Source organism: Kitasatospora sp. NPDC038210, from assembly GCF_055600605.1.
Genome location: NZ_JBVJYK010000014.1, coordinates 212356 through 233979 on the forward strand (window position 1 = coordinate 212356; position 21624 = coordinate 233979).

A 21624-nucleotide genomic window follows, 5' to 3' on the forward strand; every position below is an offset into this window, starting at 1 on the left:
ACCCGGTCCGCCCCGACAGCGGGGACGGACCACGGTACGCGCGCCCGCCGCCCGTACGGGTCCGGCCACGCGGCCGGGCCCGAAGGTCACACAGACACTATTGTCACCCGAAAGTGGATCAGCCCTGACCGGCGTCCAGGATGTCCACCACGAAGACCAGCGTCGCGCCGGGCGGGATGTCGCCCTGGCCCTTGTCGCCGTAGCCCAGCGCCGCCGGGATCACCAGCTCGACCCGGCTGCCCACGGTCTGGCCCTCCAGGCCCTGGTCCCAGCCCTGGATGACCTGGCCGCCGCCGACCGGGAAGGTGAACGCCTGGCCCTTGCTGAGCGAGGAGTCGAACACCTTGCCGTCCTTGAACAGCGCGCCGGTGTACTGGACGACGACCTTCTCGCCCTTCTCCACCTTCGGCCCGTTGCCCTTGATCAGGACGTGGGACTTCAGCTCGGTCGGGTCCTTGGCGCCGGCCACCGGGGTGATCTCGGCCGGCTTCTTGCCGTTGTCCTTGACCTGCGGGAAGTCCGCCGGCGGCGGGGTGACCGTGCCGCTGACCACCGCGTCCGGCGCGTTGGCGTTGCGGACGTCGATCACGAAGATCAGGTCGTCCTTGGGCCCGATCGACATGTCGGCCTTGCCCTGGGAGCCGAACGCGGCGGCCGGCGGGGCCACCACCAGGATCCGGCTGCCGGCCTTCTTCCCGATCACGGCCTGGTCCAGCGCCGGGATCAGTGAGTCCGTGCCGGCCTGGAAGATCTGCGGCTTGCCGTTGGCGTCGTACGAGCTCGGGATGTCCTTGCCGGTGTTCCAGTCCTTGGCGGTGTAGTCCACCGAGGTCCAGGAGTTCTTGTCCACCTTGGCGCCGGAGCCCTCGGAGAGCACCTTGACCACGAAGGAGCCGTCCGACGCCTCGCCCGGCACCTGGATGTCGGCCTTCTTGCCGAAGTCGCCGGTGACGGTCGGCAGCACCTTGGCGCTGTCCTTGATCGGCGGCACCGGGTCGGCGGTCGGCTTGGGCGGCGCGGTCGCGGCGTCCGGCTTCGCGGCGCTCGCGTCCTTGCCGCCACCGTCCTTGTTGACCAGGTACAGCGTCACGGCGCTGCCCGCCAGCAGCACGGCCAGCACCGTGCCGAGGATCACACCGAGCCGGCCGACGCTCGGCGGGTTCTCGTCGTACCCGGCCTCGGAGGTGTCGGCCCGGCGGACGGTGGAGGCGAAGATCTGCGGCGTGTCGTCGGTCGTCGTCCCGCTCGGGGCACGCGGCGCCTCGCCGGGCTGCGCCCAGCCGGCCTGCTGCTTCAGGATCGACGGCGGGACGACGATCGACTCGCCGTCCCCCGGAAGCGGGCCGCCGGGACGGGAGGCGGCCGGGTCACCCGCAGGGCTGTCGTTCGCCGCGGTGCCGGCCCCGCCCGGGCTCGGCGTCTTCTCAGTCATGACTCCCCATCCATCTCGCCACAGGTCTTCCAGGTCTGCGCCCGGCGTGCTGAACGCCGGCCTGCCGTCGCACCGCCCGCCCCGGACCTCGGCGCCGGACGGCACCTGCCACAGCGCGAGGGCAGTATGACAGCTCAGGATGAGGGCGGACGCTTCGTTGTACGAGCGTCCGCCCAAGCGTACGGAATCCCCCGGGTGACTTCCTAGACCGCTTCCAGAATGTCGATCACGAAGACCAGCGTGGAGTTCGCGGGGACCGCGCCCTGCGCCTTGTCCTGGTAGCCGAGCGCGGGCGGCACCACAAGCATCACCCGGCTGCCCACGTTCTGCCCCACCAGGCCCTTGTCCCACCCCTCGATCACGCTGCCGGTGCCGATCTGCACCGCCTGCGCCCCGCCGTGCGACCACGAGGAGTCGAACTGCTGGCCGTTGCTCCACAGCACCCCGGTGTACTGCACCACCAGGGTCTGCCCGCTCTTGACCTGCTTGCCCTCGCCCTTGATCAGCACCGCCTGCTGCAGGTCGGTGGGCGCGGGCTGCCCGGCCGGGATCGTGATCGTCACCGGCGCCTTGCCGTTGTCCTTGACCTGCGGCAGCGTCGGGGGCGGCTGCGTCATGGTCCCGGTCAGCGTGGAGTCCGGCGCCAGGCTCTCCATGATGTCCAGCACGAACACCACGGTGTCGTTCTTCTCGACGCCCAGCTGGGTGGAGCCCTGCTCGCCGAAGGCCGCCGCCGGCGGGGCCACCACAAGCAGCCGGCTTCCCACCTTCTTGCCGATCACGCTCTGGTCCAGCGCCGGCACCAGCTGCCCGCTGCCCGCCTGGTAGAGCTGCGGCTTGCCGTTCGGGTCGTACGAGCTGGGCAGGTCCTTGCCGGTGGTCCAGTCCTTCGCGGTGTAGTTGACCGTCACCCAGTCGCCCTTGTTGACGGTCTGGCGCTCGCCCTCGGTGACCGTGTTCACCACGAACTGACCGCTGGGCTGGCCCTCGGGGATGGTGATGGTCGCCTTGCTGCCGAATCCGCCACCCGAAAGTGTGGGCATCGGCGGCGCCTCGCTGACCGGCGCCGGCACGGTCGGGGCAGCGCTCGCCGCGGACGGCGTCGCCGGTCCTGCCGCCTTGGTGGAACTGCTGCAGGCGACGGCCAGCAGCAGCGGCAGGGTGAGAAGCAAACCGGCGGTGCGGCGCACGGTGGTCCTAACTGTCGGTCGAAGTCGGCTCTCCTGACTCGACGGACAGCGTATGCCCGGCACGCGTCCGGCCCCGGTAGACACCACCGGGGCCGGACGGTGCCGTGATCAGGGCACCTCGCTCACGAACCGTGGACTACATGCCCGCGATGAGCTTCTCCACCCGCTCGTCCACCGACCGGAACGGGTCCTTGCACAGCACCGTGCGCTGCGCCTGGTCGTTCAGCTTCAGGTGCACCCAGTCCACCGTGAAGTCCCGGCGCTGCTCCTGCGCCCGGCGGATGAAGTCCCCGCGCAGCCGCGCCCGGGTGGTCTGCGGCGGGATCGACTTGGCCTCGAAGGTCTTGAGGTCGGTGGTCACCCGCTGCGCCTGGCCCTTGCCCTGGAGCAGGTAGAACAGGCCCCGGCGGCGGTGGATGTCGTGGTACGCGAGGTCGATCTGCGCCACCCGCGGGTTGGACATGCTCATCTGGTGCTTCTCGCGGTAGCGCTCGATGAGCTTGTACTTCATGATCCAGTCGATCTCGGTGGCCACCCCGTCCAGCCGCTCGGTGCGGACGGCCTCCAGGGTGCGGCCCCACAGGTCGAGGACCCGCGCGATCGTGCCGGTGTTGATGCCCTTGCGGTCGGCGAACTCCAGCGCCTTGCTGTAGTACTCCTCCTGGATGTCGAGCGCGCTGGCCTCGCGGCCGTTGGCGAGCCGCACCTGGTGGGTGCCGGTGAGGTCGTGGCTCACCTCGCGGATCGCCCGGATCGGGTTCTCCAGGGTGAGGTCGCGCATCACCACGCCGGCCTCGATCAGCCGCAGCACCAGGTCGGTGGCGCCGACCTTGAGCAGCGTCGTCGTCTCCGACATGTTGGAGTCGCCGACGATCACGTGCAGCCGGCGGTAGCGCTCGGCGTCCGCGTGCGGCTCGTCCCTGGTGTTGATGATCGGCCGCGAGCGGGTGGTGGCGGAGCTGACGCCCTCCCAGATGTGCTCGGCCCGCTGGCTGACGCAGTACACCGCGCCGCGCGGGGTCTGCAGCACCTTGCCCGCGCCGCAGATCAGCTGCCGGGTCACCAGGAAGGGGATCAGCACGTCGGCCAGCCGGGAGAACTCGCCGTGCCGGGCCACCAGGTAGTTCTCGTGGCAGCCGTAGGAGTTCCCGGCGGAGTCGGTGTTGTTCTTGAAGAGGTAGACGTCCCCCGCGATGCCCTCCTCGTGGAGCCGCCGCTCGGCGTCCACCAGGAGGCCTTCGAGGATGCGCTCGCCCGCCTTGTCGTGCGTCACCAGCTCGACCACGTCGTCGCACTCGGGCGTGGCGTACTCGGGGTGGGATCCGACGTCGAGGTAGAGCCGGGCGCCGTTGCGCAGGAAGACGTTGCTGCTGCGGCCCCAGGAGACGACCCGGCGGAACAGGTACCGCGCGACCTCGTCCGGCGACAGCCGTCGCTGCCCGCGGAACGTGCAGGTCACGCCGTACTCGTTCTCCAGCCCGAAAATCCGGCGGTCCATGAGCACTCCATTCTGGTCGGAGCTGTCCGAAACCGCCTCCACGACGACTGGGCCGCCGCAGGGGCACCGGAGTCCCGCACGTCGGCGGTCCGGCCGCCGTACGGGACTCCGCAGGCACTGCTACTCCGGCGCGGTGTCCGCCGGGTTGTCCTCGTCGTCCGCCTCGGCGGACTGGTCCCCGTCGAGCAGCCGGCCGAGCTGGTTGCCCAGGATCCGCTTGAACTTGCGCTGCTGGAACCGCTGGCGGTCGAGGACCGCGACCTCCAGCTGCTCCGGGGTGAGGCTGCGCGGGCTGCCGCCGTTGGGGTCGCGGGCGAGCGAGTCGACCGCGACCTTCACCGCCTCGGTCAGGCTCAGGCCGACGCGGTGGCGCTGGCCCAGGTAGTTGCCGATGGAGTCGGCGTTGCCACCGACCACCACGTAGTTCTTCTCGTCGACGACCGAGCCGTCCGGCGTGAGCCGGTAGATCTGGTCGTTGTCGCTGGTGCGGCCGACCTCGGCCACGATCAGCTCGACCTCGTACGGCTTCTCCCCGACCGAGGAGAAGATGGTGCCCAGGGTCTGGGCGTACACGTTGGCCAGGCCGCGGGCGGTGACGTCGGCCCGGTCGTAGGAGTAGCCGCGCAGGTCGGCGTAGCGGACGCCGCCGATGCGCAGGTTCTCGAACTCGTTGTAGCGCCCGACCGCCGCGAAGGCGATCTTGTCGTAGATCTCGGAGACCTTGTGCAGCGCTCTGGAGGTGTTCTCCGCGACGAAGACGATGCCGTCGGCGTAGGTGAGCACGACCACGCTGCGGCCGCGCGCGATGCCCTTGCGGGCGTACTCCGCGCGGTCCGCCATGGCCTGCTGGGGCGAGACGTAGAACGGTGTCGACACCGGCGGTCGTCCCTTTCCTGTGAGGTGATGGCTAGATCAGCGGGGCCTGCGGACCGTTGGGGCGGGTCAGGCGCTCGTCGGTGATGGCGACGGCGACCTCCGTGACCTCCGCCTCGGTGAGCCGGCGGAAGCCGTCCTCGGTGATCAGCGAGACGATCGGGAAGATCTTGCGGGCGAGGTCCGGGCCACCGGTGGCGGAGTCGTCGTCCGCCGCGTCGTAGAGCGCCTGGACGACCAGGGTGACGGCCTGGTCGGCCGTCAGGTCCTCGCGGTACAGCTTCTTCATCGAGCCGCGGGCGAAGACCGACCCCGAACCGGTGGCGGCGAAGCCGCGCTCCTCGGAACGCCCGCCGGTGACGTCGTAGTTGAAGATCCGGCCGCGGCCGCGGTCCAGGTCGTAGCCGGCGAAGATCGGCACGACCGCCAGCCCCTGCATCGCCATGCCCAGGTTGCCCCGGATCATGGTGGTGAGGCGGTTCGCCTTGCCCTCCAGGGAGAGCGTGGTGCCCTCGATCTTCTCGTAGTGCTCCAGCTCCAGCTGGAACAGCCGGACCATCTCGACCGCGAGGCCGGCGGTTCCGGCGATGCCGACCGCGCTGTACTCGTCGGCCGGGAACACCTTCTCGATGTCGCGCTGGGCGATCACGTTGCCCATCGTCGCCCGGCGGTCACCGGCGATCACCACGCCGCCGTCGAAGACCGCGGCCACGATCGTCGTCCCGTGCGGGGCCTCGACGACGGCGCCCTCGGGGAGCCCGCGGCGACCGGGGATCAGCTCCGGCTGGTGCTCCGCCAGGAAGTCGAGGAACGAGGACGATCCCGGGGTCAGGAAGGCAGCCGGTAGACGCCCGGTGCCACGAGTGTTGGCTTCCACACGATTCCTTCCAGGTAGCTTGAAGCGCGCGCTGCCCGCACCCTACCCGCCCGACGATCACCGGCGGAGCGAGGAGGGGAGGTGCCGGGCGGCCGGGCGGCTGACGCCGCCCGACCGCCCTCGACGGTCGCGACCGTGAATTCCCGAATACCGGGGACGGGCTATTGCCCGCCCTTTTGGACGAAGCCCCTCACGAAATCCTCCGCGTTCGACTCCAGGACCTCGTCGATTTCGTCCAGCACCGCGTCGACGTCGTCGCTCAGCTTTTCCTGGCGTTCCTTGAGGTCGTCGGAATTCTGCGTTTCCGCGGCCTGCTCCTCGACCTCCTCGGAGGAGCGGTTTGCCCGCTGCTGGCCGCCGCCGGTGTCCTTGCTCGCCATTTCCCTCACCCCGCTCGATTCGTCTGGCACGGTTTGGTCGGTTGGGTCGTTGCCGGTTGGCACCGACCCTATACACAAGGTGCGACTGCCGCTCCCGGTTTGCCGGTGGCGCTTCCTGTCCAACACCCGCTGCCACCCCGGATGATTCCCATTCGGCGGACGTTCACCCGTGGTGATCGAAAAGTTACCCGCCGGACAGCACCCGGAGCAGGTCCTCCGCCGTGCGGCAGCGGTCCAGCAGCTCCTTGACGTGGTTGCGGGTGCCCCGCAGCGGCTCCAGCGTGGGCACGCGCTGCAGCGAGTCCCGGCCCGGCAGGTCGAAGATCACCGAGTCCCAGGAGGCCGCGGCGACGTGGTCCGCGTACTGCTCCAGGCAGCGCCCGCGGAAGTACGCCCTGGTGTCCTCCGGGGGCTTGGAGACGGCCCGCACGACCTCGTCCTCGGTCAGCAGCCGCTCGAAGCGCCCGCGGGCCACCAGGCGGTTGTAGAGGCCCTTCTCGGCCCGCACGTCGCTGTACTGGAGGTCGACCAGCTGAAGCCGCGGGTTCGACCACTCCAGGGCGTCCCGGCTGCGGTAGCCCTCCAGGATCTCCCGCTTGGCGATCCAGTCCAGCTGCCTGGACAGCGACATCGGGTCGCGTTCCAGCCGGCCCAGGACGTCCTCCCAGCGGGCCAGCACGTCCACCGTCTGCTCGTCCGCGTCCGTCCCGAAGCGGTCCTCGACGTACTTGCGGGCCAGCTCGAAGTACTCCAGCTGCAGCTGGACGGCGGTGAGCTTGCGCCCGTTGCGCAGGGTGATCAGGTGCTTGAGCGTCGGGTCGTGGGAGACCCGGTGCAGGGTGCGCACCGGCTGGTCGACCGCGAGGTCGGAGGCGATGAAGGAGTCCTCGATCATCGACAGGACCAGCGAGGTGGTGCCCAGCTTGAGGTAGGTGGAGATCTCGGAGAGGTTGGCGTCCCCGATGATCACGTGCAGCCGGCGGTACTTCTCGGCGTCGGCGTGCGGTTCGTCCCGGGTGTTGATGATCGGCCGCTTGAGCGTGGTCTCCAGGCCGACCTCGACCTCGAAGTAGTCCGCGCGCTGGCTGATCTGGAAGCCGTGCGCCGAGCCGTCCTGGCCGATGCCGACCCGGCCGGCGCCGGTGACCACCTGGCGGGAGACGAAGAACGGGGTGAGGTGGCGCACGATGTCGGCGAACGGCGTCGCCCGCTTCATCAGGTAGTTCTCGTGGGTGCCGTAGGAGGCGCCCTTGTTGTCGGTGTTGTTCTTGTACAGGTGGATGTTCTGCCCGTTGGGCAGCTCCAGCGCGCGTTGCGCGGCGGCCGCCATGATCCGCTCGCCGGCCTTGTCCCACAGCACGGCGTCGCGCGGGTTGGTCACCTCGGGCGAGCTGTACTCGGGGTGCGCGTGGTCCACGTAGAACCGGGCCCCGTTGGTGAGGATGACGTTGGCGAGGCCGATGTCCTCGTCGGTCAGCTGGCTGGCGTCCGCCACCTCGCGCGCCAGGTCGAAGCCCCGCGCGTCGCGCAGCGGATTCTCCTCCTCGAAGTCCCAGCGGGCCCGCCGTGCCCGGTGCATCGCCGCCGCGTAGGCGTTGACGATCTGGGACGAGGTGAGCATGGCGTTGGCGTTGGGGTGCCCGGGCACGGAGATCCCGTACTCGGTCTCGATGCCCATCACGCGCCGTACGGTCATGCGGCCCTCCTTGCCCGGTGCGCCGCCCCCGGCGGGCGGAACACGCTGACGTACCGCTGAACAACACCGGCGCCGGACGTCTGCCCGCGGACGGTGGGTCGAGCCTAGAACCCGGCGCCGACCGGCGGGCCCCGAGACGCGCCGTCCGGCTGCGGGGCCGCGAGGCGCCACAGCCGGACGGTGTGCGTACAGCTCCGGGGACCGCTTCGGGCCCGGGTAACCGCGTGCTTCCCTACAGGTACTGCCCTGTGTTGGCGACAGTGTCGATGGAGCGGCCGGACTCGGCGCCCTGCTTGCCGGTGACCAGCGTGCGGATGAAGACGATCCGCTCGCCCTTCTTGCCGGAGATGCGGGCCCAGTCGTCCGGGTTGGTGGTGTTCGGGAGGTCCTCGTTCTCCTTGAACTCGTCCACGCAGGCGGCGAGCAGGTGGGAGACGCGCAGGCCCCGCTGACCGTGGTCGAGGAAGTCCTTGATGGCCATCTTCTTCGCGCGGTCGACGATGTTCTGGATCATCGCACCGGAGTTGAAGTCCTTGAAGTACAGGACCTCCTTGTCACCGTTGGCGTAGGTGACCTCCAGGAAGCGGTTCTCCTCGGTCTCGGAGTACATCCGCTCCACCACCGACTGGATCATCGCGCCCACCGTGGCCTCGACGGAGCCGTCGTGCTCCTTGAGGTCGTCCGGGTGGAACGGCAGCGAGTCCTTGAGGTACTTGGAGAAGATGTCCTTCGCGGCCTCGGCGTCCGGGCGCTCGATCTTGATCTTGACGTCCAGGCGGCCGGGCCGCAGGATCGCCGGGTCGATCATGTCCTCGCGGTTCGAGGCGCCGATGACGATGACGTTCTCCAGGCCCTCCACGCCGTCGATCTCGGCGAGCAGCTGGGGGACGATGGTGTTCTCCACGTCCGAGCTGACGCCGGAGCCGCGGGTGCGGAACAGCGACTCCATCTCGTCGAAGAAGACGATGACCGGGGTGCCCTCGCCCGCCTTCTCCCGGGCCCGCTGGAAGACCAGGCGGATCTGCCGCTCGGTCTCGCCCACGTACTTGTTGAGCAGCTCGGGGCCCTTGATGTTGAGGAAGTAGCTCTTCCCCTGCGGGCGGCCGGTGACCTCGGCGACCTTCTTGGCCAGCGAGTTGGCGACGGCCTTGGCGATCAGCGTCTTGCCGCAGCCGGGCGGGCCGTACAGCAGCACGCCCTTGGGCGGGCGCAGCTCGTACTCCTTGAAGAGGTCGGCGTGCAGGTACGGCAGCTCGACCGCGTCGCGGATCAGCTCGATCTGGTTGCTCAGGCCGCCGATCTGGCGGTAGTCGATGTCCGGGACCTCTTCGAGGACCAGCTCCTCGACCTCGGCCTTCGGCACGACCTCGTACACGTAGCCGGAACGCGGTTCCAGCAGCAGGGCGTCCCCCGCCCGGATGGTGAGCTCGCGCAGCGGTTCGGCGAGGCGCACCACCCGCTCCTCGTCGGTGTGGCCGAGAACCAGGGCGCGTTCGCCGTCCTCCAGGACCTCCTTGAGGGTGACGATCTCGCCGATGCGCTCGAAGGCCATCGCGTCCACGACGTTGAGGGCCTCGTTGAGCATCACTTCCTGGCCGCGCCGCAGCTCGTCGAGGGCGACGTTGGGGCTGACGTTCACACGGAGCTTCCGCCCGCCGGTGAAGATGTCCGCGGTCCCGTCCTCGTTGGCTTCGAGGAAGGTGCCGAAGCCGGCCGGGGGCTGTGCCAGCCGGTCCACTTCCTCCTTGAGGGCCACGATCTGGTCGCGGGCCTCACGCAGGGTGGAGGCGAGCCGTTCGTTCTGGGCGGTCACGCCGGCCAGGTTGGTCTGGAGCTCGACGATCCGCTCTTCGAGGATTCTCGAATTGCGCGGCGAGTCGGCGAGCTTGCGGCGCAGCACGGCGATTTCCTGCTCAAGGTACGAGACCTGAGCGGCCTCGTCGGAACCACGAGCGGGCCTGCCGGTGCTGCGGTTGTAGTCGTCATCGTGGGCTGCCACGGTCCTCACCTCCTCCGGGGAGCTGGACGCTTCCAGACCCTACCTGGGACCAGGGGTCCGTAAACCCCTAGATCAAGAAAGATGGAACGGGCGTGTCCGATCTTCGCCCCAGCGTGCTTCCCCTCTGCTAAGGGGGATACCCACCGCGCACCACCCAAAGCGGGCCAGATGTATCGTCGAGCGAAGTGATATCCGATCGCGACCGCTACCCGAGGTCCGATCGTTGTACGAATGGCGGGATTGCACCCAGAAATGGGCGACCCGGGACAGAAACGGCAGGGGACCATGTCGGTGACCGAGCAGACGGCCGCGGCGACCGGAGAACTGGAGGTGTGGATCGACCAGGACCTGTGCACCGGCGACGGGATCTGCGTCCAGTACGCACCGGAGGTCTTCGAGCTCGACATCGACGGCCTCGCCTACGTGAAGGGACCGGACGACGAGCTGCGCCAGCAGCCCGGGGAGACCGTCCCGGTGCCGCTGACGCTCCTTCAGGACGTGGTGGACTCGGTGAAGGACTGCCCCGGCGAGTGCATCCACGTGCGCCGGGCCGCGGACCGGGTCGAGGTGTACGGGCCGGACGCGGAGTAGCCGTGCGGGCCCGTCAGGCCCGGCCGACCGGGGCGGTGGCCTGGGAGCGTTCCCAGCCGCCGCCCTTCGGCGTCCAGGTGAGGTCCAGTGAGACGTCGGGCCGGAAGCGCGGCACGTCCTCGCTCGAATACCCCTGCGCGTGGCCGGTGATGGCGCCGTCGGAGCGCACCGCGAGCCGGCTCACCGTCAGGTTCTCGCGCTCGGTGAGCAGGGTGGCCAGCACCGCGGGGCGGTCGCCGGGGCCGTAGCCGAGCAGGAAGACGGCGTCCGGCGGGGTGCCGTTCTCGGCGGCGCAGTGCGCGGCGACCACGGTGCCGGGGCGGCCGTCGGCCAGCCGGGCGGGCACGCTGAGCACCGTCGCGACCGGGAACGGGCCGCAGTCGATCGGGAGTTGGGCCTTGGCCGGGTCGGGGGCGGCACTCGCGGCGAGGGCCTCGGGGGTGCCGTGGACGGGCACCGGGGTGCCGGTCGCCGGGGACGCGGCGAGGGCGGCGCCCACCACCGCGCCGCAGCCGGCCAGGGCCAGGGCCCAGTGCCAGGGGGCGGTGCGCACGTGCCCGGGCCGGGTGCGGCCCTGCGGTGTCTGCTGTCCGGCCGTCGCCGTCGTCGTCCCGACCGCGGTCTCCACCAGGCGTCCCCTCCAGAGCTCCAGGAGCTGGTCTGTCTGCGTGCGCGAGCATCGTCCCACACGGTGCCCTGGGACCCGCGGGCGGGGAGCCGGGCGCGCGCCGGCACGACGGGAGGGGTGGCACGAGATCGCTCGTGCCACCCCTCCGTGGTGTGCGGGCTCAGCCCAGGTCGGGCTGGTCGCCGTCGGTCGTGCGGGCGGCCTTGCGGGCGGCGGCGCGCTCCTGCAGGGTCGGCTCGGGCGAACCGTTGTCGTAGTCCTCGCCGTACGCGCCCTTGGCCGGACGGCGGCGGCGCAGCGGCGGCTCGACGCCGTCCGCCAGGCGGCGGGCGGTGAGCAGGAAGCCGGTGTGGCCGATCATCCGGTGGTCCGGGCGGACGGCCAGGCCCTCCAGGTGCCAGGTGCGGACCATGGTCTCCCAGGCCTGCGGCTCGGTGAACGTGCCGTGCTCGCGCAGCGCCTCTACGGTCTTGGACATCTGCGTGGTGGTGGCCACGTAGCAGCAGATGAGGCCGCCGGGGACGAGCGCCTCGGAGGCGACGTCCAGGCACTCCCAGGGGGCGAGCATGTCGAGGATCACGCGGTCGACGTCGGACTCGACCAGGTTGTCCTGGAGGTCGCCGACGGTGAGCTTCCACGCCGGGTGCGGCCCGCCGAAGTAGCGCTCGACGTTGCCCTGGGCGATGTCGGCGAAGTCCTGCCGGCGCTCGTACGAGGCCAGCATGCCGTGCTCGCCGACGGCGCGCAGCAGGTACATGCTGAGCGCGCCCGAGCCGACGCCGGCCTCGACCACGCGGGCACCCGCGAAGATGTCGGCCATCGCCAGGATCTGACCCGCGTCCTTGGGGTAGATCACGGCGGCGCCGCGCGGCATGGACAGGACGTAGTCGGGGAGCAGGGGGCGCAGCGCGAGGTACGGGACGTTCCCCGTGGTACGCACGACCGTGCCCTCGGGAGCGCCGATCAGCTCGTCGTGCGGGAACGCACCCTTGTGGGTGTGGAACTGGTTCCCGGCCTGGAGCGTGAACGTGTAGTGGCGACCCTTGGGGTCGGTCAGCTGGACCTGGTCCCCGACCTGGAAGGGCCCGCGTCGGCGGGCGGCACCGGTCGGTTCGGACATGCGGCCAATCCTAAGGGAAGCGGGCCGCCCCGCCTCACCAGGGCCCGGCCGCGGCCGTCACCGGCCGGCGACGGCCGCGGTCAGGCGCTGCTCGATGTCGCTGAGCGCGGCGACGCCGTACACCCGGCCGTCCGGCTCGACCACCAGGTACTCGCCCGCCGGGGTGGCCTGGACGGCCCTCAGCAGGTCCTCGCCGTGCAGGTCGGCGTCCAGTCGCAGCCCGGGTTCGAGGTCGCGGGAGAGCGGGCCGACGGCCACCCAGGGGCGGCGGTGCTCGGGCACGGCCCGGACGGCCGACTCGCGCACGATGGCGATCGGCTCGCCCCGGCCGTCCACCACGACCACCGCGCCGGCCTGGGCCTCGCGGGCGCGGCGCATCGCCTCGCCGAGCGGGGTGTCGGCGGTGACCTCGACGGCCCGGCGGGCGAGGTCGCGCAGCCGCAGGCCGGGCAGCGCCTCCTTGAGCCGGGCGTTGCGCACGCTGCCGGTGGCGCCGTTCCAGATGATCGCGGCGAGCACGGCGGCCAGCACCGCGTCGACCAGGGTGTCGGTGGTGGTGCGCTCGACCCCGCGGGCGGCGCTGACCAGGGGCAGGCCGAACAGCACGACGATCGCCAGCGCCCGGCCGACCCAGGCGGCGGCCACCGTGCCGGTCATCGGCCGGCCGGTGACCGCCCAGACGACGGCGCGCAGCATCCGTCCGCCGTCCAGCGGCAGGCCGGGCAGCAGGTTGAAGGCGGCGACCACGAAGTTGGACACCATCAGGCCGGTGAGCAGCACGCCGGGCACGGTGGACAGCTCGACGGCCCGCACCCCGAGGTAGAACAGGCCGCCGAGCACCAGCGACAGCAGCGGGCCGACGAAGGCCAGCCAGAACTCGCGCCAGGGCGTGGTGGCCTCGTTCTCGATCTCGGAGACGCCGCCGAAGAACTGCAGCTGGATCCGCCGCACACCGAGCCGGTAGCGCAGCGCGACCACGGTGTGGGCGAGTTCGTGCACCAGGACCGAGGCGTAGAAGGCGACGGCGAAGGAGAACGCGACCAGGTAGCGGGTACCGCCGAGGTCGGGCAGCACGTCGTTCAGCTGCCCGCCGAAGACCCAGGTGATCAGCGCGGCGATGACGAACCAGGAGGGGGTGACGTAGACCGGCACGCCGAAGGGCCGGCCCATCAGGAGGCCGCCGCGGCGCTCCGGCGGCTGCCCGGCCGGGCGCCCTCGGTCGTCCTGCGGTGGCTGGTCGGAGGTCTGTTGCCCCCTGTTGTCGCTCACCGTGATCCCTTCGGTCGTCGCCCCCGTCGTGCCCCGGTGCGCCCACGCTACGTGATCGTGGCACTCCGGTGCCGCGCGCCCCTCCTGGTGCCTTCATACCCGTTCCGGGCCCCCCGGTGGCAGCCCGGTGGCAGCGGGATGACAGCGAAGGGCAATAGGGTCGTAGCCATGCAGCAGACCGACACCACCAGCGCCGCCGGGGCCGCGGAGCGCCGGGCGGCGCCCCCGACCGGCCTGTCCCCGTCCCGGGCGGGGGACTTCCTCACCTGTCCCCTGCTGTACCGGCTGCGGGTGATCGACCGGCTGCCCGAGCCGCCGAGCGCCGCGGCCACCAGGGGCACGCTGGTGCACGCGGTGCTGGAGCGGCTGTTCGACAGTCCGGCGGCCGAGCGCACGCCGGAACGGGCGCTGGGCCTGCTGCGCCCGCAGTGGGAGCGGCTGCTCGGTGAACGGCCGGAGCTGGGGTCGTTGTTCCCGGACGACCCGGACGGTGCGGCGCTCACCCGCTGGCTGGCGGACGCCGAGAAGCTGGTCGGCCAGTGGTTCCGGCTGGAGGACCCGACCCGGCTGCACCCGGTGGAACGGGAGCTGTACGTGGAGACGGCCCTGGACTCGGGGCTGCTGCTGCGCGGCTACATCGACCGGGTGGACGTCGCCCCGACCGGCGAGGTCCGGCTGGTGGACTACAAGACCGGCCGGGCGCCCTCGCGGGACTTCGAGGGCAAAGCGATGTTCCAGATGAAGTTCTACGCGCTGGTGGTGTGGCGGTGGAAGGGCGTGATCCCCAAGCGCCTCCAGCTGGTCTACCTCGGCGGGGGCGGGGACGTGGTCAGCTACGACCCGGACGAGGCCGATCTGCTCGCGGTGGAGCGCAAGCTGAAGGCGCTGTGGGAGCGGATCGCCCTGGCCGTGGCCACCGGGGACTTCCCGGCCACCCGCAACCGCCTCTGCGACTGGTGCGACCACCAGGCCAGCTGCCCGGAGTTCGGCGGTACTCCGCCGCCGTACCCCCTGCCGCTGGCCCGTACGTCTGATGAAGACGATCCCACGGGGGATCCGATGATCAAGGAGTCCTAGTGACGATCCGAGTGCTGCTGGTCGACGACCAGCCGCTGCTGCGCACCGGTTTCCGGATGATCCTGGAGGCCGAGTCCGACCTGGTGGTGGTCGGTGAGGCCGGCGACGGTCAGCAGGCGCTGGACCAGGTGCGGGCGCTGCAGCCCGACGTGGTGCTGATGGACATCCGGATGCCGCGGATGGACGGCGTCGAGGCGACCCGCCGGATCGCCGGCCCGGGGCGGGACGGCCCGGCCAAGGTGCTGGTGCTGACCACCTTCGACCTGGACGAGTACGTGGTGGAGGCGCTGCGCGCGGGCGCCAGCGGCTTCCTGCTGAAGGACGTCCCGGCCGAGGAGCTGGTGCAGGCGATCCGGGTGGTCGCGGACGGCGCGGCGATGCTGGCGCCGAGCATCACCCGGCGGCTGCTGGACATGTACGCCACCAAGCTGCCCTCGGGCGACGAGGCGCCGCCGCAGGCGCTCAGTGCGCTGACCGAGCGGGAGCTGGAGGTGCTGAAGCTGGTGGCGCGCGGGCTGTCGAACGCCGAGATCGCGGCCGAGCTGTTCGTCAGCGAGACCACGGTGAAGACCCACGTCGGCCACGTGCTGACCAAGCTCCAGCTGCGCGACCGGGTGCAGGCGGCGGTGTACGCCTACGAGAGCGGGCTGGTGCGCCCGGGCACCCTGTAGCGGGCCCCCGCGGCCCGTACGGGCGCGCAGACGTGACGGCGGCCCGTCCGCTCCCCCGGTGACGGAGGGAGCGGACGGGCCGCCGTCCTGCAGGCGCTACTTGGCGGTGCGGCTGATCTCCCAGAAGCGGAAGAAGCCGGTGGTGTCGACGGTGGACTCGACGCCGGTGACGTACGAACGGGCCGCGTAGAAGGACTTGTTCTGGTACAGCGGGATCAGCGGCACGCTCTCGGCCTCGATCTGCTGGATCTGCCCGTAGCCGGCGGCGGCCGCACTGCGGTCGGCCTGCTTGAGGCCGTCCGGCACCAGCCTGCCGCTGATCCGCGGGTCGTCCCAACCGTGGTGGTAGGCACCGCCGTTGACCAGCAGCGGCGAGATGTAGTTGTCCGGGTCCGGGTAGTCGGCGAACCAACCGATGACGTAGGCCTGGTACTTGCCGTCGGCCCAGCCCTTCTTGAAGGCCTCCCAGTCCGGCTCCTGCTGGACGGTGACCTGGAAGAGGCCGCCGGCCTCCAGCTGCTTCTTCAGCGTGTCGGCCTCGTTGCTGCCGGCCCGCGAGCGGGACCAGGTGATGGTCAGCTTGACCGGGGTCTGGACCTTGGCGTCGGTGAGGATCTTCTTGGCCTTGGTCGCGTCCTGGTCGCCGTAGCGGTCGAAGAACGCGGTGTTGTGGCCGGTGACACCGGCCGGGACCATCGCGTACAGCGGCTGGACGGTCCGGGCGAAGACGTCGCGGGCGAGCGCCTTGCGGTCCACCAGCTGCGCGGCGGCCTGACGGATCGCGACGTTGCCGCCGACCGCGTCCTTGGTGTTGAAGACCAGCGAGCGGGTGTCGTTGCTGTCGCCCTCGGTCACCTGCAGGTCGGTCTTGCCGCCCTGCTGGTCGGAGCGGATCTGGGCCGCGGTGTTCGGCTCCAGGCTGTTGTCGGTGAGGTCGACGTCGCCCTTGTCCAGCGCGGCCTTCAGGTCCTCCGCCTTGTCGAAGTACCGGACGGTGAACTTGCTGTTCCGCAGCTTGGCGTCGCCGCCGTACTTGTCGTTGGCGGACAGCACGACCTTGCCGACCTGCTTGCCGTCGGCGTCGACAGAGTCGATGCGGTACGGGCCGGAGCCGACCTGCTTGTCGTTGGCCAGCGCCTTGTCGGCCGGGTAGACCTGGTGGTCCACGATGGCTCCGGCCGGGGTGGCCAGCTTGGCCGGCAGGGTGGCGTCGGGCGCGGAGAGGTGGAACAGCACCTCGTTGTCGCCCTTGGCCTCGACGGACTTGATCGAGGAGAGCAGGGAGACCGGGCCGTTCTGGTCGTTGATCTTCCGGGTGCGCTCGATCGAGAAGACCACGTCCGCGGCGGTCAGCGGGTGGCCGTTCGAGAACTTCAGCCCGGGCCGCAGGGTGCAGTGGTACTCGGTGGCCTCACCGCCGGTGAACTCGCACGACTGCGCGGCGTCCGGGGTCGGCGAGCTGGCGGCGGCCGGGAAGGTGAGCAGCGACTGGAAGGTGTTGCGCAGGACCAGCCACGAGCCGGAGTCGTAGGAGGTCGCCGGGTCCAGCGTGCCGGTCAGCTGGGCGGTGCCCATGGTGATCGACTTGCCGCTGTCCCCCTTCACGGCGTCGGTCACCGATCCGCAGCCGGCCACCGTCACGGCGACGAGACCGGCACAGCCGAGTACTGCGAGGCGTTCAGCTGAAGTCTTCACGGGGCGCGTCCTTATCGGTGGCACGAAACCCGAGTAGCGTGCCATATCGAACACGCACGACCGATACCCGCGCAGATGACGTTTGGGACACGGCCGTTCAGGGCATCACCGCACGCCCGACGAGATGTCAGTCAATGCCCGATTTCTCCCCCGATCCCCCCGGGTCGGAGCGGCGTCGAGCCACGTACCGGCCGGTAGGGCCAGGTCGCAATGAGATGACAATCACACCCGAGGTGGCCGCCCTCGGGTCGCACCGCTCAGACCCGCGAGGCGACCAGCGAGCGCAGCAGATCGAGGTCGACCTGTTCCAGCGAGGGCAGCACCAGCCGGCCGGGCGCCGGCTCGATCGCCGCCACCGAGGGCACCGCGATCACCGGGCAGCCGGCCGCCTCGCCCGCGCGCACCCCGGTCGGAGTGTCCTCGACCACCACGCAGCGGGCCGGCTCCGCGCCCAGCCGGCGGGCCGCCTCCAGGTACGGGTCCGGGAACGGCTTGGTGCGCGGCACCTCGTCCCCGCCGATGGTGAAGGCGAAGTGGTGGGCGCCCAGCGAGCGCAGCACGATGTCGATCACGTGCCGGTGCGAGGCGGACACCATCGCGGCCGGGATCCCGTGCGCGGCAAGGGTGTTGAGCAGGCGCTCGGCGCCCGGCATGAGCGGCACTCCCCCGCCCAGCAGGTCCACGAAGCGCTGGTTGACCAGCACGCCCAGGTCGGCCGGGGCGATGTCCACCCCGGTCCGGGCGACCAGGTAGTCCATCACCCGGGTCATCGGTCCGCCGACCACGTGGGCGCGGTCCGCCTCGTCCAGCTCGTGGCCCAGCTCGGCGAAGAGCGAGACCTCGGCCTGCCACCAGAAGTCCTCGGTGTCCACCAGCGTGCCGTCCATGTCCAGCAGCACCGCCTGCAGGCCGCGGTCGTCCCCGTGGTCGAGGACACGTGTGGCGGTGGGACTGGTGGTCATGGCGGGTTCCTTCCGGCAGGCCCCGGAACGCGCCCGGGGATGGCACAGGCCGGCCCGCTGGTGAGCGGACCGGCCCGTTCAGGATCATCAAGGATACGCCCGCTTCGTCCGGAAAGCGCGAACGGAGCGGAACGTACGGATTACCGGGCGTTGAAGTACTTCGCCTCCGGGTGGTGGATCACGATCGCGTCGGTGGACTGCTCCGGGTGCAGCTGGAACTCCTCGGAGAGCACCACGCCGATCCGCTCGGGCTTCAGCAGGTCGGCGATCTTGGCGCGGTCCTCCAGCTCGGGGCAGGCCCCGTAGCCCAGCGAGAACCGGGCGCCCCGGTACTTGAGCGCGAACATGTCCTTGACGTCCTGCGGGTCCTCGCCGGAGAAGCCCAGCTCGTAGCGGACCCGGGCGTGCCAGAACTCGGCCAGCGCCTCGGCCAGCTGCACCGAGAGGCCGTGCAGCTCCAGGTAGTCGCGGTAGGAGTTCCCGGCGAACAGCTCGTTGGCCGCCTCCGAGATCCGGTTGCCCATGGTGACCACCTGCAGGCCGACCACGTCCCGCACCCCGGACTCCTCCGGGCGGAAGAAGTCGGCCAGGCAGAGCCGGCGGCCGCGGCGCTGGCGCGGGAAGGTGAAGCGGGTGCGCTCGGTGTCGTCCTCGTGGAAGACGATCAGGTCGTCGCCCTTGGAGTTCGCCGGGTAGTAGCCGTAGACCACGGCCGCCTCCAGCCAGCCCTCGGTCTGCAGCCGGTCCAGCCAGGCCCGCAGCCGCGGCCGACCCTCGGTCTCCACCAGCTCCTCGTAGGACGGGCCGTCGCCGTTGCGCGCGGCCTTCAGGCCCCACTGGCCCTTGAACAGCGCGTCCTCGTCCAGCCAGGAGGCGTAGTCGGCGAACGGGATGCCCTTGACGATCCGGTCGCCCCAGAACGGCGGGGTGGGCACGGTGTTGTCGACGGCGACGTCGGAGCGGATCTGGCCGAGGTTGACCTCCGGCTCCGGCTCCTCCACCTCGACCCGGGCGTGCCGGCGCTGCTTGAGCTCCGGCAGGGCCGCGCCCGGCACGCCGCGCTTGACCGCGATCAGCGCGTCCATCAGCCGCAGGCCCTCGAAGGCGTCCCGGGCGTAGCGGACCTCGCCCTCGTAGATCTCGTGCAGGTCCTGCTCGACGTACGCGCGGGTGAGCGCGGCGCCGCCGAGGATCACCGGGTAACTGGAGGCCAGCTTGCGCTGGTTGAGCTCCTCCAGGTTCTCCTTCATGATCACGGTGGACTTCACCAGCAGGCCGGACATGCCGATCACGTCCGCCTTGTGCTCCTGCGCGGCGTCCAGGATCGCCGAGACCGGCTGCTTGATGCCCAGGTTGACGACGTTGTAGCCGTTGTTGGACAGGATGATGTCGACCAGGTTCTTGCCGATGTCGTGGACGTCGCCCTTGACGGTGGCCAGCACGATGGTGCCCTTGCCCTCGCTGTCGGACTTCTCCATGTGCGGCTCCAGGTGGGCCACCGCGGTCTTCATCACCTCGGCGGACTGGAGCACGAACGGCAGCTGCATCTGGCCGGAGCCGAAGAGCTCGCCGACCACCTTCATGCCGGCCAGCAGGGTGTCGTTGATGATCTCCAGCGCCGGACGTCCCGCCAGCGCCTCGTCCAGGTCGGCCTCCAGGCCGTTGCGCTCGCCGTCGATGATCCGGCGCTGCAGCCGCTCGTCCAGCGGGAGCGCGGCCAGCTCCTCGGCCTTGGAGGCCTTGACCGAGGCCGCGGAGACGCCCTCGAACAGCTCCAGCAGGCGCTTCAGCGGGTCGTAGCCGTCCCGGCGGCGGTCGTAGACGAGGTCGAGGGCGGCCTCGCGCTGGTCCTCGGGGATCCGGGAGATCGGCAGGATCTTGGAGGCGTGCACGATCGCCGAGTCCAGTCCGGCCTCCACGCACTCGTGCAGGAAGACCGAGTTGAGCACCACGCGGGCGGCCGGGTTGAGGCCGAAGGAGATGTTCGACAGGCCGAGCGTGGTCTGCACCTTCGGGTGGCGGCGCTTGAGCTCGCGGATCGCCTCGATGGTCTCGATGCCGTCCCGGCGGGACTCCTCCTGGCCGGTGGCCAGGGTGAAGGTGAGGCAGTCGACCAGGATCGAGCCCTCGTCGATGCCGTAGTCGGTGGTGAGTTCGGTGATCAGCCGCTCGGCGATCTCCACCTTGAGGTCGGCGGTGCGGGCCTGGCCCTCCTCGTCGATGGTAAGCGCGATCAGGCCGGCGCCGTGCTCGCGGGCCAGCGAGGCGATCCGGCCGAAGCGGGAGTCGGGGGCGTTGCCGTCCTCGTAGTTCACCGAGTTGAGCACCGCGCGGCCGCCCAGGGCCTCCAGGCCGGCCCGCAGCACGTCCGGCTCGGTGGAGTCCAGCACGATCGGCAGGGTGGAGGCGGTGGCCAGGCGGCCCGCGATCTCCTTCATGTCGGCGACGCCGTCGCGGCCGACGTAGTCCACGCAGAGGTCCAGCAGGTGGGAGCCGTCGCGGATCTGGTCGCGGGCGATCTCCACGCAGGCCTGCCAGTCACCGGCCAGCATCGACTCGCGGAACTTCTTCGAACCGTTGGCGTTGGTGCGCTCGCCGATCGCGAGGTACGAGGTGTCCTGGCGGAACGGCACCGCCTGGTACAGCGAGGCGGCCGACGGGTCGGGCTGCGGCTCGCGCACGGCGATCTCGCGGCCCTGGACGCGCTCGACCACGGCGCGCAGGTGCTCGGGCGTGGTGCCGCAGCAGCCGCCGACCAGCGAGAGGCCGTACTCGCGGGTGAACACGTCGTGCGCGTCGGCCAGTTCGGCCGGGGAGAGCGGGTAGTGGGCGCCGTCCTTGCCGAGCACCGGCAGGCCCGCGTTCGGCATGCAGGACAGGCCGATCCGGGCGTTCTTGGCCAGGTAGCGCAGGTGCTCGCTCATCTCGGCCGGGCCGGTGGCGCAGTTGAGGCCGATGTAGTCCACGCCGAGCGGCTCCAGCGCGGTGAGCGCGGCGCCGATCTCGGAGCCGAGCAGCATGGTGCCGGTGGTCTCCACCGTCACCTGCACCAGCACCGGCAGGTCCAGCCCGGCCTCGGCCAGGGCGCGCTTGGAGCCCAGGATGGCGGCCTTGGTCTGCAGCAGGTCCTGACTGGTCTCGACCAGCAGCGCGTCGGCGCCGCCTGCGATCAGCCCGGCCGCGTTCTGCTGGAAGCCGTCGCGCAGCGTCTCGTACGGGGCGTGGCCGAGGGTCGGCAGCTTGGTGCCGGGGCCGATCGAGCCGAGCACCCAGCGGACGCGGCCGTCGGCGGCGCTGTGCGCGTCGGCGCTCTCGCGGGCGATCCGGGCACCGGCCTCGGACAGCTCGAAGATCCGCTCGGGGATGTCGTACTCGCCGAGCGCGGCGAAGTTGGCGCCGAAGGTGTTCGTCTCCACGCAGTCCACGCCCACACCGAAGTAGGCCTCGTGGACGGAGCGGACGATGTCCGGCCGGGTGATGTTGAGGACCTCGTTGCAGCCTTCGAGGTTCTGGAAGTCCTCCAGCGTCGGGTCCTGCGCCTGGAGCATGGTGCCCATCGCACCATCGGCGACCACCACCCGGGTGGCGAGCGCTTCACGCAGCGCGTTCGCGCGGCTCTGCTGAGTGATGGACGGATCGGCTGCAATGGCCATGGGGCTTCTCCCT

At 70.8% G+C, this 21624-nt stretch carries 17 protein-coding genes; 3 read left to right on the plus strand and 14 right to left on the minus strand.

The window, feature by feature from the left end; translation table 11 throughout:
- Nucleotides 1-118: 118 nt before the first annotated feature.
- From ACZ7KX_RS27575 to arc, 8 genes are all read right to left on the minus strand, one after another.
- On the minus strand, nucleotides 119-1432 hold the full coding sequence (locus tag ACZ7KX_RS27575) for an FKBP-type peptidyl-prolyl cis-trans isomerase (RefSeq protein ID WP_470328804.1): 1314 nt from the start codon (nucleotides 1430-1432) through the stop codon (nucleotides 119-121).
- Nucleotides 1433-1635: 203 nt separating this feature from the next.
- Nucleotides 1636-2622: an FKBP-type peptidyl-prolyl cis-trans isomerase gene (locus tag ACZ7KX_RS27580; RefSeq protein ID WP_350523843.1), complete on the minus strand. Its 987-nt coding sequence runs from the start codon at nucleotides 2620-2622 to the stop codon at nucleotides 1636-1638.
- Nucleotides 2623-2758: 136 nt separating this feature from the next.
- A complete protein-coding gene (pafA, locus tag ACZ7KX_RS27585) occupies nucleotides 2759-4120 on the minus strand; it encodes a Pup--protein ligase (RefSeq protein WP_380610481.1) in 1362 nt (453 codons plus the stop codon).
- Between the two features lie 120 nt (nucleotides 4121-4240).
- Nucleotides 4241-4996 (minus strand): proteasome subunit alpha, encoded by a 756-nt coding sequence (gene prcA, locus ACZ7KX_RS27590; protein ID WP_470328805.1) that lies wholly within the window; start codon nucleotides 4994-4996, stop codon nucleotides 4241-4243.
- 31 nt (nucleotides 4997-5027) lie between these two features.
- Nucleotides 5028-5870 carry a proteasome subunit beta gene (gene prcB / locus ACZ7KX_RS27595; RefSeq protein WP_350523846.1) on the minus strand — a complete coding sequence of 281 codons (843 nt, stop codon included), beginning with the start codon at nucleotides 5868-5870 and terminating at the stop codon, nucleotides 5028-5030.
- Nucleotides 5871-6031: 161 nt separating this feature from the next.
- Nucleotides 6032-6250, minus strand: coding sequence for a ubiquitin-like protein Pup (locus tag ACZ7KX_RS27600; protein ID WP_031069167.1), 219 nt, complete (start codon nucleotides 6248-6250; stop codon nucleotides 6032-6034).
- Nucleotides 6251-6434: 184 nt separating this feature from the next.
- Complete coding sequence (gene dop, locus ACZ7KX_RS27605) at nucleotides 6435-7946, minus strand: depupylase/deamidase Dop (protein WP_470328806.1); 1512 nt, start codon at nucleotides 7944-7946, stop codon at nucleotides 6435-6437.
- Nucleotides 7947-8178: 232 nt separating this feature from the next.
- Nucleotides 8179-9945 carry a proteasome ATPase gene (arc, locus tag ACZ7KX_RS27610; RefSeq protein WP_470328807.1) on the minus strand — a complete coding sequence of 589 codons (1767 nt, stop codon included), beginning with the start codon at nucleotides 9943-9945 and terminating at the stop codon, nucleotides 8179-8181.
- A gap of 285 nt (nucleotides 9946-10230) precedes the next feature.
- Here arc and ACZ7KX_RS27615 point away from each other — a divergent pair, with 285 nt between their 5' ends.
- A complete protein-coding gene (locus tag ACZ7KX_RS27615; RefSeq protein WP_350523849.1) occupies nucleotides 10231-10536 on the plus strand; it encodes a ferredoxin in 306 nt (101 codons plus the stop codon).
- Nucleotides 10537-10549: 13 nt separating this feature from the next.
- On the opposite strand, the gene ACZ7KX_RS27620 is transcribed toward ACZ7KX_RS27615, so the two are convergent.
- The 3 genes from ACZ7KX_RS27620 to ACZ7KX_RS27630 form a co-directional block, all read right to left on the minus strand.
- Nucleotides 10550-11164 (minus strand): hypothetical protein, encoded by a 615-nt coding sequence (locus ACZ7KX_RS27620; RefSeq protein ID WP_470328808.1) that lies wholly within the window; start codon nucleotides 11162-11164, stop codon nucleotides 10550-10552.
- A 160-nt stretch (nucleotides 11165-11324) separates the two neighbouring features.
- Nucleotides 11325-12284 carry a tRNA (adenine-N1)-methyltransferase gene (locus ACZ7KX_RS27625; protein WP_470328809.1) on the minus strand — a complete coding sequence of 320 codons (960 nt, stop codon included), beginning with the start codon at nucleotides 12282-12284 and terminating at the stop codon, nucleotides 11325-11327.
- Between the two features lie 57 nt (nucleotides 12285-12341).
- A complete protein-coding gene (locus ACZ7KX_RS27630; RefSeq protein WP_470328835.1) occupies nucleotides 12342-13559 on the minus strand; it encodes a site-2 protease family protein in 1218 nt (405 codons plus the stop codon).
- Between the two features lie 162 nt (nucleotides 13560-13721).
- On the opposite strand from ACZ7KX_RS27630, the gene ACZ7KX_RS27635 reads away from it, so the two are divergent.
- The gene (locus ACZ7KX_RS27635) at nucleotides 13722-14630 is read left to right on the plus strand and encodes a RecB family exonuclease (protein WP_350523853.1); all 909 of its coding nucleotides are present in this window, start codon (nucleotides 13722-13724) and stop codon (nucleotides 14628-14630) included.
- Nucleotides 14630-15301 carry a response regulator transcription factor gene (locus ACZ7KX_RS27640; protein WP_350523854.1) on the plus strand — a complete coding sequence of 224 codons (672 nt, stop codon included), beginning with the start codon at nucleotides 14630-14632 and terminating at the stop codon, nucleotides 15299-15301. Before ACZ7KX_RS27635 ends, ACZ7KX_RS27640 begins: the two co-directional genes overlap by 1 nt.
- Nucleotides 15302-15397: 96 nt before the next feature.
- Here ACZ7KX_RS27640 and ACZ7KX_RS27645 read toward each other — a convergent pair whose 3' ends face one another.
- The 3 genes from ACZ7KX_RS27645 to metH form a co-directional block, all read right to left on the minus strand.
- Nucleotides 15398-16996 carry an ABC transporter substrate-binding protein gene (locus tag ACZ7KX_RS27645; protein WP_350523855.1) on the minus strand — a complete coding sequence of 533 codons (1599 nt, stop codon included), beginning with the start codon at nucleotides 16994-16996 and terminating at the stop codon, nucleotides 15398-15400.
- 257 nt (nucleotides 16997-17253) lie between these two features.
- Nucleotides 17254-17958, minus strand: coding sequence for an HAD family hydrolase (locus ACZ7KX_RS27650; RefSeq protein WP_470328810.1), 705 nt, complete (start codon nucleotides 17956-17958; stop codon nucleotides 17254-17256).
- A 140-nt stretch (nucleotides 17959-18098) separates the two neighbouring features.
- Nucleotides 18099-21611, minus strand: a complete 3513-nt coding sequence (gene metH, locus ACZ7KX_RS27655; protein WP_470328811.1) for a methionine synthase — start codon at nucleotides 21609-21611, stop codon at nucleotides 18099-18101.
- Nucleotides 21612-21624: the final 13 nt, after the last annotated feature.